Source organism: Flavobacterium sp. JP2137, from assembly GCF_050562195.1.
Taxonomy (GTDB): Bacteria; Bacteroidota; Bacteroidia; order Flavobacteriales; family Flavobacteriaceae; genus Flavobacterium.
In genome coordinates, this window is sequence record NZ_CP191647.1 from 526184 (window position 1) to 539362 (window position 13179).

Annotated in this window: 15 protein-coding genes and 1 tRNA gene; 6 read left to right on the forward strand and 10 right to left on the reverse strand. The window is 45.6% G+C overall.

Going from position 1 to position 13179, the window contains the following annotated elements:
• Positions 1-12 precede the first annotated feature (12 nt).
• The 3 genes from ACQZ43_RS02310 to ACQZ43_RS02320 all read right to left on the reverse strand — a co-directional run bounded on the left by ACQZ43_RS02310 (position 13) and on the right by ACQZ43_RS02320 (position 2359).
• On the reverse strand, positions 13-867 hold the full coding sequence (locus tag ACQZ43_RS02310; protein ID WP_430614237.1) for a glycoside hydrolase family 25 protein: 855 nt from the start codon (positions 865-867) through the stop codon (positions 13-15).
• 87 nt (positions 868-954) lie between these two features.
• Complete coding sequence (locus ACQZ43_RS02315) at positions 955-1722, reverse strand: SDR family NAD(P)-dependent oxidoreductase (protein WP_430614239.1); 768 nt, start codon at positions 1720-1722, stop codon at positions 955-957.
• The gene (locus tag ACQZ43_RS02320; RefSeq protein ID WP_430614241.1) at positions 1709-2359 is read right to left on the reverse strand and encodes a hypothetical protein; all 651 of its coding nucleotides are present in this window, start codon (positions 2357-2359) and stop codon (positions 1709-1711) included. Before ACQZ43_RS02320 ends, ACQZ43_RS02315 begins: the two co-directional genes overlap by 14 nt.
• Positions 2360-2463: 104 nt before the next feature.
• Between ACQZ43_RS02320 and ACQZ43_RS02325 the strand changes: the two genes are divergently transcribed.
• Positions 2464-2775 (forward strand): MerR family transcriptional regulator, encoded by a 312-nt coding sequence (locus ACQZ43_RS02325; protein ID WP_430614242.1) that lies wholly within the window; start codon positions 2464-2466, stop codon positions 2773-2775.
• 52 nt (positions 2776-2827) lie between these two features.
• Here the strand turns inward: ACQZ43_RS02325 and ACQZ43_RS02330 are convergent, their stop codons facing one another.
• Together ACQZ43_RS02330 and ACQZ43_RS02335 are read right to left on the reverse strand one after the other, a co-directional pair.
• Positions 2828-3664 carry a mechanosensitive ion channel family protein gene (locus ACQZ43_RS02330; protein WP_430614243.1) on the reverse strand — a complete coding sequence of 279 codons (837 nt, stop codon included), beginning with the start codon at positions 3662-3664 and terminating at the stop codon, positions 2828-2830.
• 118 nt (positions 3665-3782) lie between these two features.
• Positions 3783-3864 (reverse strand) — tRNA-Leu (locus ACQZ43_RS02335).
• Positions 3865-3983: 119 nt separating this feature from the next.
• Between ACQZ43_RS02335 and ACQZ43_RS02340 the strand changes: the two genes are divergently transcribed.
• Entirely contained in the window at positions 3984-5372 is a 1389-nt protein-coding gene (locus ACQZ43_RS02340; RefSeq protein ID WP_430614244.1) for a dipeptidase, read from the forward strand.
• 172 nt (positions 5373-5544) lie between these two features.
• Here ACQZ43_RS02340 and ACQZ43_RS02345 read toward each other — a convergent pair whose 3' ends face one another.
• Positions 5545-6750, reverse strand: a complete 1206-nt coding sequence (locus ACQZ43_RS02345; protein WP_430614245.1) for an OmpA family protein — start codon at positions 6748-6750, stop codon at positions 5545-5547.
• A 180-nt stretch (positions 6751-6930) separates the two neighbouring features.
• Positions 6931-8181 carry a glycosyltransferase family 4 protein gene (locus ACQZ43_RS02350; protein WP_430614246.1) on the reverse strand — a complete coding sequence of 417 codons (1251 nt, stop codon included), beginning with the start codon at positions 8179-8181 and terminating at the stop codon, positions 6931-6933.
• Positions 8182-8267: 86 nt separating this feature from the next.
• On the opposite strand from ACQZ43_RS02350, the gene ACQZ43_RS02355 reads away from it, so the two are divergent.
• Entirely contained in the window at positions 8268-8849 is a 582-nt protein-coding gene (locus tag ACQZ43_RS02355; protein ID WP_430614247.1) for a tRNA-(ms[2]io[6]A)-hydroxylase, read from the forward strand.
• Positions 8850-8903: 54 nt separating this feature from the next.
• Here the strand turns inward: ACQZ43_RS02355 and ACQZ43_RS02360 are convergent, their stop codons facing one another.
• Positions 8904-9686, reverse strand: a complete 783-nt coding sequence (locus ACQZ43_RS02360) for a hypothetical protein (protein WP_430614248.1) — start codon at positions 9684-9686, stop codon at positions 8904-8906.
• Between the two features lie 259 nt (positions 9687-9945).
• Here ACQZ43_RS02360 and ACQZ43_RS02365 point away from each other — a divergent pair, with 259 nt between their 5' ends.
• Genes ACQZ43_RS02365 through ACQZ43_RS02375 form a run of 3 tightly spaced genes read left to right on the forward strand, consistent with a single transcriptional unit; the run spans position 9946 to position 12006 of the window.
• A complete protein-coding gene (locus ACQZ43_RS02365) occupies positions 9946-10380 on the forward strand; it encodes a hypothetical protein (RefSeq protein WP_430614249.1) in 435 nt (144 codons plus the stop codon).
• A gap of 43 nt (positions 10381-10423) precedes the next feature.
• The gene (locus ACQZ43_RS02370) at positions 10424-10795 is read left to right on the forward strand and encodes a BlaI/MecI/CopY family transcriptional regulator (RefSeq protein ID WP_430614250.1); all 372 of its coding nucleotides are present in this window, start codon (positions 10424-10426) and stop codon (positions 10793-10795) included.
• The gene (locus tag ACQZ43_RS02375) at positions 10792-12006 is read left to right on the forward strand and encodes a M56 family metallopeptidase (RefSeq protein WP_430614251.1); all 1215 of its coding nucleotides are present in this window, start codon (positions 10792-10794) and stop codon (positions 12004-12006) included. Before ACQZ43_RS02370 ends, ACQZ43_RS02375 begins: the two co-directional genes overlap by 4 nt.
• Here the strand turns inward: ACQZ43_RS02375 and ACQZ43_RS02380 are convergent.
• Together ACQZ43_RS02380 and ACQZ43_RS02385 are read right to left on the reverse strand one after the other, a co-directional pair.
• Positions 12003-12374, reverse strand: coding sequence for an MmcQ/YjbR family DNA-binding protein (locus tag ACQZ43_RS02380; RefSeq protein WP_430614252.1), 372 nt, complete (start codon positions 12372-12374; stop codon positions 12003-12005). The two genes, ACQZ43_RS02375 and ACQZ43_RS02380, sit on opposite strands and share 4 nt — an antisense overlap.
• Before the next feature lie 34 nt (positions 12375-12408).
• Positions 12409-13179, reverse strand: coding sequence for a cyclase family protein (locus ACQZ43_RS02385; RefSeq protein ID WP_430614253.1), 771 nt, complete (start codon positions 13177-13179; stop codon positions 12409-12411).

The window sequence follows — 13179 nt, forward strand, 5'->3', positions numbered from 1 at the left end:
CATCGAATCCGCTTAGCGGATCAGTATTTTTCGCAGATCGTTCCTATTGCCGTTAAAGATATTCACATCGACCGGAGTCGCTATACCCGATACTATGCCCTTTTCGGTAAATTGCCAAAAGTGCCAGTTGGGCTTGATGTTTTCGACAAAGAAATTGTAATTGGCGATCCAGATGATGTGATCGGGAAAGGCCTGTTGCAGATGCTTGTTGTAATAATGCTCTCCAGAATACAGTATCGGCTGTACGCCATAGTGATTTTCCACCACCTGCATCCATCTTTTCAAGCCCGAAATCAGGCTGTCCATCGATTGATTCTTGGGCAGTTCTTCGATGTCGAGCACCGGCGGAAAATCGCCTTCGCCCAATTGGACTGTACGAATAAAGTGCTGCGCCTGTTCCAGGGAGTTTTCATTAGGCCGATAATAGTGGTAGGCACCGCGTATAAAGCTATTGGCACGAGCGCTGCGCCAGTTTTTCAAAAAAGCGGTATCTACGCCATCCCTTCCCATAGTCGCCCGTACAAAGACAAATTCCAACGAAAATTCGCTGTTGATCGCATCCACCTGCTCCCAATCCAGGTTGCCCTGATAATGCGAAATATCAAAACCGAACACCTTGTCGGCATGCCGTTTTAAAACCTCGACATTTCGCAGGTCGAAAACACTTTTTTCAGCTGCCGCCTTTCGCTCGGCACTAAACAAATACTTGATGCCGTCTTTATAGCTGATTCCGAACCAAATGCCCAAGCCCACAAAAAATACCGCAACCACGATCCACTTGAGGTGATGCAGGTTAAAGCCGGTCTTTTTCTGAGGCCTTTTTTTGGGAGTCGGTTTTTTTCGGAGGTTTTTTCTCGGTGTAGCCATGCGGGAATTATAAGCCTGTAAAAATACAGCTTTATACAGACTTATGAGAACAATCCAAGCTCAAATTACGCCTTCGCACCCGCCACATCAATTCGTCGTCAACCCGCCATCTACCGCCATCACGCTACCTGTAATCCAACGCGCCTGTTCCGACGATAGAAACACGGCCATATAGGCAATGTCTAGCGGCTCGCCAATTTTCCCCAACGGATAGATCTCTGCGATCATCTCGTGAAAAGCTGCCTGCGCCTCAGTGTCCAATTGGGTCAGGTTAAACGCCAACTGCGCGGTTTGCACACTGCCCGGTGCTATGGCATTGACGCGAACCCCATAAGGTCCCATTTCAAAGGCTAAGGCCTTGGTAAACGAATCCAACGCCCCCTTGCTAAGGGAATAAGCCGTGGAATGTCGGCCCCGCAACATGCGGTGCGAAAAATAGGAGGATATATTGAGCACACTACCGCGACTTTCCAACAGTGCAGGCAGGACGGTCTGAGTTAAAAAATAAGGCGCTTTGACGTTTAAATTCAGGTGGCGCTCCAACAGCGTTTGATCGGTTTCCGAAAAGGCTACAAACTGTCCCACTCCTGCATTGTTGACCAAAATATCCAAACGCGGAAAAACCGTCCAAAGGCGCTTGACGCAATCCGCTATGCCCGCGGTATCGGTCAAATCAAAATCCAAGCCCACCACCTCGGCGCCCAAGCCACGCAAGCCCGAGATCGCCTGATCCAGTTTTCCCCTATCGCGCCCGACGAGGCAAACCGACGCTCCATTTCGAACAAACTGCTCCGCAATAGCCAAGCCGATGCCGTCGCTACCGCCCGTTACTAGAGCATACTTACCGCGTAACATCCCCTTGGCCTTGTGCGTTATTCAACTGCCAACTATCGGACAACCACTGCTTGGTTTGCCGTTTCTTCCGACCGCTATCCCAGATAATATCGCGTTCAAAAGTGACTATACTGCCGTCGAATCCGACAATGACCCAGGCGTAGTCCCGAGCCGATTTGCGAAAACACTTGTATTTCATACCGACAAGCTGCTCCGCTTCCCCTCCCATTTCCAGGGGTTCGCCGTGCTTATCGGTCCACAAATGCTCCACATTATCCGCCAAATTCGAATCGACCCTGCGCAAAAAATCAACCGCAATTGTGCGGGTCTCCCCTTCCGACAACTGCGGTTTGTTCAGGTATTTCGAATCCATACGCGTAAAGCCCAAAATACGAAAGGGCTGCTTTTTGCTCACCAAAAATGAAAAATGTTCGCCCAGCAAACCGCTGTTCACCGATTTTTCTGCTCGAAACAAATACGCTTCCACTTGGTCTATGCGAACCAAGCTCACTTGCTTTAACGAAAATTCTGCAGGAATCTCCAATTGTTCTACAAAAAAAGCCAAAGGCGCCGCTGCTTCCGCCGCGCCAACGGCAACTTGTGCCCTACTGTTTGTTACGGTCATAATCCAAGGAATTAAAAATAATAAATGCTTCATTTTACCAATATTTGTAATTAATACACACTCGTTGTAATTTACTTACAATTGCAAATGAAATAAAATATTTTTACTTTTACAACAAAAATTGCAAATAACTTACAATGGCAACAAAAGACAAAAACTTGGCGTTCGACTATGAGTTTCTCAACAAGTTGATCGTGGGCATCGGTGAGGTAGCGCAGATCACGCAAATTCCAACCCGACAGATTCGCTATTGGGAGGACAAGGGCATCATAAAAAGCCTGACTGAAGGAGAGGGAAAAAACCGCAGATACGATTATGAAAACATCAAAAAGCTGCTTTTAGTCAAAGAGCTGATTGACGAGGGGTATACCTTAGACGCTGCCGCGGCCAAGATTCAAAACCGCATGAATACGATTGAAGACACTTTGCGCAAATTAAACGGCAAATAAGTCGCTACGACCGCAGTGCATACTGTAAAAAAGCGCTCAGGAATTGCGAAGACTAAAAGCCTTGGTGTTCCAAAGGCTGTACGCGCAATACGGGTACCGGAAGTTGGATGCCGTTTTCCTTAAACTGCTTGTCGATTTCGAATCGAATAGCACTGGCTATGCGGTCGTTGTCAAAGGAGTTATCGATAAAATAATAGAGTATAAAACGAATGGACGATTCGCCAAATTGATCGAGAAACACCAAGGGATGCGGATCTTTCATCACATCGGGATTGATGGCAGCACAATTCAGCAAGACCTTTCGAACACTCTCGACATCGGTTCCGATATAAACACCGACATCTATACGCGCCCGAATCACCTCATCATCTTGCGTCCAGTTGTTGATGATGTCGTCTATAAATTTTCTATTGGGGATTACGATGATTTTGCGGTTTCGCGTTTCGGCTATAGTCGAACGGAGTTTGATGATTTTAATCCGCGCCACTTCGTCGTTGATGTGAATCACATCGCCCACGCTTAGGGTCTTGTCCATCATGATATAGATACCGGCGATCAAATCTTGAAAAATCTTTTGAAGCGCGAGTCCCAATCCGACAAACAGCGCCGCCGAGGTGGTCAAAAACATATTGATATTGACCCCAATGGCATTGAGGATAAAGAAAAACATGATTACGTAAACGAAGTAGTTTACAAAATTAAAGGCGCTGCGCAAGCGGCCGCTGTCTTCGATAGACGAGATTTTTAGCACGGTTTTCTTTAAGAATCTCAGTCCATAACGCGTCAGGACCAAGGTGAAAACCACAAAAAAAACCGTACCAATAGTAACGGTAATCGATTTACCAGCGTAAATCTCATATTCCAACAACTGAGACAATAGCTCTCCCATAGCGAACGACTTTAAAATACCCTACTTATAAATTTAAGCAAATCCGGCAAAAAAACAAAGTAAGTTTTGGATTAAAACAGCAGTAAATAAAAAAACCTCTTCTTTCGAAGAGGTTTTGTGCGGGTGAAAGGACTCGAACCTTCACACCGTGAGGCACCAGATCCTAAGTCTGGCGTGTCTACCAATTTCACCACACCCGCGGCTTTTGTTTCAGTAAGCGGTTGCAAATATACGAACTGAAATTTAATATCCAAGAAAAAATTAATTTTTTTTTATTATTAGCTTTGTCTTGATAAACGGTAACTATTCAAATACAACCATGAAAGATTCTAAACAATACGTACAAGAAAATAAAGACCGACTGATAAACGAGTTGATCGAACTGCTAAAAATTCCTTCTGTAAGCGCAGACAGCGCTTACTCTCAAGACGTTATAAACACAGCCGAGGCCGTTAAAGCCAGTCTTGAAAAAGCGGGTTGCGACTTGGTAGAAATGTGCGAAACCCCGGGATACCCGATTGTATACGGCGAAAAAATAATTGATAAAAATTTACCAACGGTTCTGGTTTACGGACATTACGACGTACAACCGGCCGATCCGATTGAACTTTGGACATCCCCTCCCTTCGAACCGGTAATCAAAAAGACGGACATTCACCCCGAAGGAGCCATATTTGCCCGTGGTGCCTGTGACGACAAAGGACAGATGTTTATGCACGTCAAAGCCTTGGAATACATGATTCAAAACGACGCCCTACCGTGTAACGTCAAATTCATGATTGAAGGAGAAGAAGAAGTGGGTTCGGTGAGTTTGAGCTGGTTTGTCAAGAGAAACCAAGAAAAACTGAAAAACGACGTGATTTTGATTTCCGATACCGGTATGATTTCCAACGAACAGCCTTCGATCACCACTGGATTAAGAGGTCTAAGCTATGTGGAAGTTGAGGTAACGGGACCCAACCGCGACTTGCACTCCGGATTATACGGCGGAGCAGTAGCCAATCCGATTAATGTATTGGCCAAAATGATTGCTTCCCTACACGACGAAAACAACCACATCACCATACCGGGTTTCTACGACAAAGTAGAGGAACTCTCCAAAGAGCAACGCGCAGAAATGGGCAAGCGTCCCTTTTCGTTAGACCAGTACAAAAAATCTTTGGACATAGCAGAAGTATCGGGCGAAGCCGGTTACGACACCAACGAAAGAAACTCGATCCGTCCGACCTTGGATGTCAACGGAATCTGGGGCGGTTATACCGGCGAAGGTGCCAAAACCGTTATTGCGAGCAAGGCCTTTGCCAAAATATCCATGCGTTTGGTTCCCAACCAAGATTGGGAAGAAATCACGGAATTGTTTAAAAAGCATTTCGAGAGCATCGCTCCCAAATCGGTAAAAGTGGTGGTCAAACCACACCACGGCGGACAGGGCTATGTAACACCTACAGACTCTATCGGCTACCAAGCGGCATCGAAAGCCTATACCGACACCTTTGGCGTAACACCTATTCCCGTGCGCTCTGGCGGAAGTATTCCCATAGTAGCGCTCTTTGAAGAAGAATTAAACTCCAAATCCATCATGATGGGCTTTGGCTTGGACAGCGACGCTATTCACTCGCCAAACGAGCATTTTGGCGTGTTTAACTACCTTAAGGGAATCGAAACCATACCGCTGTTTTACAAGTATTTTACGGCCTTATCCAAATAACATACAACCACCCAAATCGGGTGGTTTTTTTTGGCTGCCCGACAAATAACCGCGGTTTTAAAGCCGCTAAAACAGTCCCGTCCTCAGCGGACAAATCGGGCGTTGCTCAAAAGGTTAAAACAAAAAAGGAGACGCTTTAAAAACGTCTCCTTTTGTATTAAATAGCGGTTTTTTATCTAACGCTAACAGAAATGTGTCGGTCGAGTACGCGCTCCGATTCGGGAGCCGTGGCGTCATACTTAGCAAATTTGGATCCGTAGCCCTCAGCGCCGTCTACCTGACTTCCTTTACCCGCGGTTTCCAAACTCTTCTTTACCGCCTGAGCACGCTCGCCGGAAAGTTTGATATTAACGGCTTCCGTACCGGTTTTGTCGGTATACCCACCTATTTTGAGTTTGGTATCGGGAAAGGCGTGCAAAATAGCGACGATATTCGTCAATTGTCCTCTGGAATCTTCGGTGATTACCGCACTGTTGGTTTCGAAGTTTAAATTGTCAAAATCGAACCAGGTATCCTTTAATTGATTAGCGCCCATTTTTTTGTAGTCCGTCTTTAAAAAAGCGACTAAACGGTCTTCGATTCCGCCTTTATACGCATCGATAACCACGCCGTCTGGCAAGGTTACCTTGAGGACTTCTCTATGGTTTAAATCGACGGTTTGACTACTGGTACCGTCTACTTGTTGCACGCTGTTGGAATCGACTACAGTCGGATTAACCGTACCCGTTGTCGGCGTTTTCCCCTTGCCGTTGAGAAAGAAGTACACCAAGGCAGCGGCGATGAGCAACAGTATAATATACAACCAAATTGAACCGCCCTTTTCTTTTTTCACTGGCGCTACCGGCTGTGCACGCTGTGCGTGTACCACAGGCTCAGGCGCTGAGTGTTTTCCCGCACCAAAACCCAACAGCGAGAAACCAGCGGGTAAGGCAGCGACAAACGCCCCTTTATTCGCCCCTAAAAAGGAAAAGATTGCATCGGTGTCGAAATTGGGACTTAGGTTTTTAAAAAAACCGAGCACCCCACTAGTCGCTTGCTCCATAACGGTATTTGCAACGGGTTCACTCAATCCGCTTTCGCGTTGTATGGAAGCCATTACTTCGGCATTGGAACTTCCGAAAAGCGAGGGAAACCCTCCTTTTATAACCGGTGAAGCCTGACTGCCGTCAAGGGAATCGACAAAATAGTTTTTAGCCTGACCCAAGATGGCAGCCAAACTTCCTTTGCTCTGATTGGCAAATCCCAACAGCACAGAGGTAATCGACAAATCCAATCCCTTTTCAAGCTGACCAGTCGAAGCCGCTGTTGCGTTGCTCAAATCTGAAATCGTTTCAGGTGAAATAAAATTTCTAACCTGATTAATGAAACTTTTATCCATAGCTTTGTTGTTTTAATTTTCCTCATAAATTTATGGAATTTTATAACATAAAACCATTTTCAAAGAGAGCGGCTGCCAATTTTAACAAAATACCACCCTAAAACCAGGCTTATATTCACTTGCAAGCCCTTAAAACATCGGCCTTGTCAAAAAAATAACAATTTATAAATTTTAACATATCTACCCCTTGTTTTTCTGTTCAATCCACAAACCCATATACTTCGTACTCTGCATAGTATGATGTAAAAGCAATTGTCCGACAAAATTAAATTCGCGGTATTTTTGCAGATTGACCATCCGATTCGTAAGCCATTCCAAGAAGTGAGTCGCAGCCCGCTCGTCGGCATAGCGCTCCGATAAAATAGCACTTCCCCTCCATTGTGCCTCCTGCCACAGTGCGCGGTCTTGGTACAGCAAAACCGCCTGGTCTATAAAATCCGCATCGGAATCGGCTATAAAACCGTTCCATGGCAAATCACCGGTCATGCCCTCTGCACCTATGGAAGTGGTGACACTGGGCGTTCCGCTTTTCATCGCATCGACAAATTTCCCTTTGATTCCCGCTCCAAATTGTATCGGTGCGAGCAACACCCGGGCAGCGGTCAAAACCGGCCCTACTTCCGCTGCTCTTCCGCCTACGATAAAGCCCTCTTTGGGCTGGTGCAATTGACTGACCTTCGCACTGGCATAAGCCCCGTAGATGTGAAGCTGCGCCTGAGGGAGGCGCTTGCGCAGCAGCGGCCAAATTCGGGTCTTTAAAACCTGTACGGCATTCCAATTGGGTTCGTGTATAAAGTTGCCTATAAACACAAAATCGCGGCGTTGTTCAAAAGATGGCCACTCATTTTTGGCTTCGACAGTGGTGTCGGCTTCCATAAAGGGCAGGTAATACAAGAGGTCTGCATCGATTTTAAAGCGCTGTTGCAAGAGTTGCATTTCGTATTCCGAAATAATTAACGAGGCATCGCAGCGGTAGATACTCGCAATCTCGCGCTTCGCCCGCTCGGTAAACAACGGCATTTCGTCAAAGGGAATTCCCCTTTTAAAACTCTCGTGTCGCGCGTGTCTTAAAAAATGTAAGTCTTCCGTATCCAACAAGCGCAAGGCATTGGGACATACTTGAGCCACCCGCCATCCGTATTGCTCTTCGATCATAAAGCGATCAAACAGCACCACATCGGGTTTCCACGCAGCCAGCTGATCATCCAAAGCCGAGTCGTTTAAGGCGATGGGCTCTTCTTTTACCCCTAGGGCGGGCAGGTCAAAACTAAATTCAGACTTTCCCGCCGCACAGGCGAATTGCACCTGCACACCCTGCTTTAAAAACCAAGCGATCAACTGTATCATCCGAGATCCGGCTGCCGAAGAAGTGGGCTCCGGCCATACCTGCCCGATAACCAAGAGTCGCTTGGCGTTCCAAAAATTTTCCATCGTACAAAATAACGGAATATTTAGATGGACTGCGCCATTTTTTAAAGCCCATAATAATTGCTAAATTTGCAGTTAAAATATTTGAGATGTTAGGATTAAAATTATTGACCGACCCCAGATGGGCAAATATTGCCGAATCTAATTTAGAAGAGATTTTAACCGATCACGCTTGGTGCGAGCAAAAAGCCGCAACCAACGCCATTACCATCATCGCCTATAACTCCGAACACGAAGATCTGGTTACGGCTTTGACCGATATCGCCATTGAGGAGATGGAGCATTTTAAGATGGTTCACGAAATTATCAAGCAACGCGGATACACCTTGGGCAGAGAGCGCAAAGACGACTACGTCAATCAATTGTTTAAGTTTATGAAAAAAGACGGCAGTAGAAACGATGCTTTTATCGAGCGCTTGTTGTTTGCCGCCATGATTGAAGCCCGCAGCTGCGAGCGCTTTAGAGTGCTTTCAGACAACATCAAAGACGAGGAACTCGCCGTTTTTTACCGCGACCTGATGATTAGCGAAGCGGGGCATTATACCACCTTTCTCAAATTCGCCAAAAAATATACCGAAAAAGTCGATGTAGACCAACGCTGGAAAGAATGGCTGGACTTTGAAGGTCAACTCATTCAAAACTACGGCACACAGGAAACCGTACACGGATAAAAACCGCCATAGGAAAACCCTCTTGATCCGCAGCGAAGCAAGGGGTTCCACGGTTTACACCTTCAACACAAACGGCAGGTACTCCCGTTGCCGCTCATAATTTAACAGCAGCATTTTTCTCAGGTTCTCGTTTTTAAACATCAAGGCATACATCGCCCCCTGTGCTCTTAGGTGCCGTTCGCTCCGATCCAAGCCCAGGTTCATCTGGTACAACTCGGTGAGCCCACTTACAAACTCGCGATACATATTGAATTCCTCGCCTTGGTAATTCGCCAGAATTGTCGAAAAGCAAAACGCTTCCGCAAAGGCATGGCGCTTTGGCTCCGTTTTGCCAATGTCGTTTAAACCCACGCAGACTTTACCGACCAGGCGCTCTTGGTCGTCAATTTTTAAAATCGAAAAAAACTTCACCGCCTTATTCATCAAATCCGGCAGGCTCACCGTGTCTTTGGGCATCGACTTCTCCACTACTTTTTTCGAAAAATCAGTCAACACCGACTGAAAGAGACTATCGCGTTCCAAGGTTTTGATGTAGGTCTTTTGCAAGAGCTCCGCATCGGTTATCGCCTCGAGCTCCTCGTAGTGGAGCCGCGCTTTAAAATTTGTCAGCACATAATTCCAATTTTCTATATTGGCGTTTACAGCCGTGGAAAAACAGCGGTCTGCATCAACGGCAACTGCCTTATCCAGTAAATAAACCTTCTCTTTATGCACCTCTTTTTCAATTTTAATAAAATCGTTTAAATGTGCCGCAATCACACAGGAATCTTGGGCATATAGTCCCGTAGCGCTTATAAGCAATGCGCAGAGAACACCTAGTCGTAGTCGTTTTTTCATCGTAAATCGCTTTAAATTTTTAAAATAAAAGTTCGGTCACTACCCGAAAAAAAACGGGAGTGGGTAACGCTATACCCGTCATTGAACGGCCAAAAACACCGATTCAACGCGCTTTAAACCACTGCTAAATCGACCTATTCTTTCACAATAGCGTCACAAACATGAATTCATGTCGAAATATATGTAATTTTACAACAAAAAACAGGAGTTTTTGATTTTTTAATCTACATTTGTAGTTCAAAGTATACAAACATAGACCATGAAGCCTTTTTTGCACTTCGTACTCGCAGCGGGATTGCTATTAACGGCCACCGCCTGTCAAATCAACCGCACCAAAAACCACGAGCGCGTCGGCAAATGGGTTACGACGATGAGTCAGGACGATCAGCTGATGACGATTCGCGCCAAATACAACCGCAAAGGATTGGGCAAAGGCAGCTGGCGATACCACTTAGACGGAAAACTATATAAGAGAGAGGTATACGACAGGCGCGGAAACTGTTTTGTCACTGCCTTTCACGCCAATGGAAACACCGCAGTCACAGGGCAAACGCGTTTGGAAACAAACCCGTCTGGCATTCATTGGTTTTATACGGGCGATTGGTTGTACTTTGACGAAGCGGGCACTCTAACTCGAGTTAGCCACTACAAGCACGGTGCGTTGATTCGCGAGACCCAAATTGAAAAAAAATAAATCCGCACAGCCCTAAACGGCTTGCTAAACCCTATTAAGACAGATGAAACTATCCCCCGCAGAAGAACAATTAATGGAATCGATATGGAAGCTGGAAAAGTCGTTTTTAAAAGAAATTATCGACGAGCTTCCCGAGCCCAAACCGGCAAACACCACGATTTCCACGATGCTAAAACGCATGACGGAAAAGGGATTTGTCGGATATATAGCATATGGAAAATCGAGGCAATACTATCCTTTGATTGCAAAAGATCAGTATTTTTCGAAGCAGGTTCAAGGCATGATTAAAAATTTCTTCGGAAATTCCGCCCTGCAATTCGCTTCCTTCTTTACCAAGGAAACCCCGATGAGCCCCAGTGAGCTTGAGGTGCTTAAAGGCATTATTGACGATGAAATTAAAAAGGCAAAACCATGATTGTCTACCTCTTAAAAACCACATTGAGTCTGGTGGTGCTATTGCTGCTTTACGCCCTGCTGCTTCAAGGTTTAAAAATGCCTGTTTACAAGCGCTTTTACCTCTTAACTGCCTTAGTCGTTTCGTTGATTTTTCCACTGTTGACGCTTTCGACCACAACCGTACCCTGGGCAAATGCTTTACCCGCCTACAGTGCGGCAACCTTAATCATCGACGGCAATTCGACCGAAACCGCAGCGGTTTGGAATACGACGCGGATTTTTGGATTTATCTACGGCCTAGGCGCCCTGTTTTTCCTGCTTCGATTTATCGTTAATCTCTGCCGCTTACACCGATTGCAAAAAGGACAACACCGGGAAACCGTCAACGGTATACACTATGTCTTTTCCAACAAAATCGCCTATACTTTTGCCTTTTGGAATCGCATCTACCTTCCCAAGAATCAGTTTAGCAACCTCGATTTCGCCAACGAAATCATCCTACACGAAATCACTCATATCAGACAACGACACAGTTTGGACATCCTCTTTATCGAACTGCTCAAAATACTGTTTTGGTTCAACCCCATTTTTTATTACTACAAAAAAGCCATAGCGCTTAACCACGAGTTTTTAGCCGACGAAAGCGTGGTAGCCACGACGAAAAACAGCGCCCGCTATCTTCAAATACTTTTGCAACAGCAGCGAGAAAACCCGTCACAACTGCTGAGTAGTTCCTTTTATTATCAACCGACCAAAAAACGCTTTATCATGGCCACAAAAACCGTGGACCCCAAAAAAAATATCCAAGCAAAAGGTCTTGCCACCCTACTACTTGCCGGTATAGCCTTGACGAGTATGCAAGCAAAACAGCACAGCAACCCAGCGCCGCCAACGGCAAACACCGAGTTTGCAGTTCCCGATAAAAACGCCGAATTTCCCGGGGGACATTTTGAGTTTGGCAACTATTTTATCCGCACATTCCAATATCCTACACCCCCAGATCAACCGATTAAACTGATCTTTCAGTTCGTCGTAGAGGAAGATGGGAGTACGGGTCATATCCGCATTTTAAAGGGCTTCAACGACGAGATGAATCACCGCGTCATCGATGTAATCAAGAATAGTCCGCTGTGGAAACCCGCGGAAAAAGACGGGAAAAAAATCCCAAGTTTGTTTACCATTCCCATCACTATACAGGCCAAAGACGAAAATCAAGCGAATGTAAATTAATTCATTTGACCTATTTCTTCTCTAAGTTTTTTGGGTAAGCTCGCCAAAACGAGTTCATAGGAATGGTCGATCAGCTCTCGAATCAATGCAGCGGGTAAACGACCGGTACAGCTCAGGGTATTCCAGTGCTTTTTATTCATGTGGTAGCCCGGATTAATCTCTTCATATTCCTCGCGAAGCTCCACAGCCCGCTCGGGATCGCATTTGAGGTTAATCGCCGCCGTTCCTTGTTCCCAATCGCTAAGAGCGGTTAGTGCGAAAATTTTTCCGCCTACTTTAAAAACCAAAATGTTTTGGTCAAAGGGAAAGTGTTCGGAAACTCCTTTTTTTAGGAGCGCATATTCGTAAAAACTCTGAATGCTGTCCATATCGTCAATTTTAAAATGTATTTATCCGATCTTCTTATGCTTCGATTCGGTACAAAATCGGTTTGCTCGGCGAAGCATCGTTTTCGAAAGCGGCGATCTGCAGATTTAATACATACGGGCCGTCTTCAATGGAATTGGGCACATAAATCAGCTCTGTTATCGTAGCGGAAAAACGCGCTGCTGCCGACAAGTTAACCACATCACTAATATTCCAAAAAGCCTTGTGGCTAACCAATTTACCGCCGTCCTTTTCCTTGTCTACACTGGGCAGGTCTATCAATAAATGTTCGATACCCGCTTCTCTTAAGAAAACGACTGCTTCTTCCGAGAGGTAAGGCGGATTGGTATGGGAGTATTTTTGATGTTGTTTTACCTCATCGTTGGGCAGTGTTCTAATGACCAAGGCCGTTTGTTTATTATCGACCCATTGCTCTTGTATTTGCTCTACGCCAATAACGCGATCCTCCCCGATTAAAATGGGCGAAACGCTCAGGAGTTGCGCTAAAAACACAAATTGTTTTAAATGCTGATTTACGCTATAAAAATCAAATGTAATATGTCCCAAGCACTCGGTATGGGTACCGTGGGCGTGTGGATTAAAAGCGATGTTATTAAAGTTGGTAGACGATTGTCCTTCGCTGACCTTGCCGATCCAATCTCCGTCTTGTACCGGAGTGATTTGCGGCTGGTTTTGATACCAGGCAATGGGATTGTCGTCCGAAGCGCTGAGCGGAATCGAGATATCGATGGGCTTGGAAAAATCTACCGTATAGGTTTGGTCTAAAAAGGCGATGCTTGCTTTCAA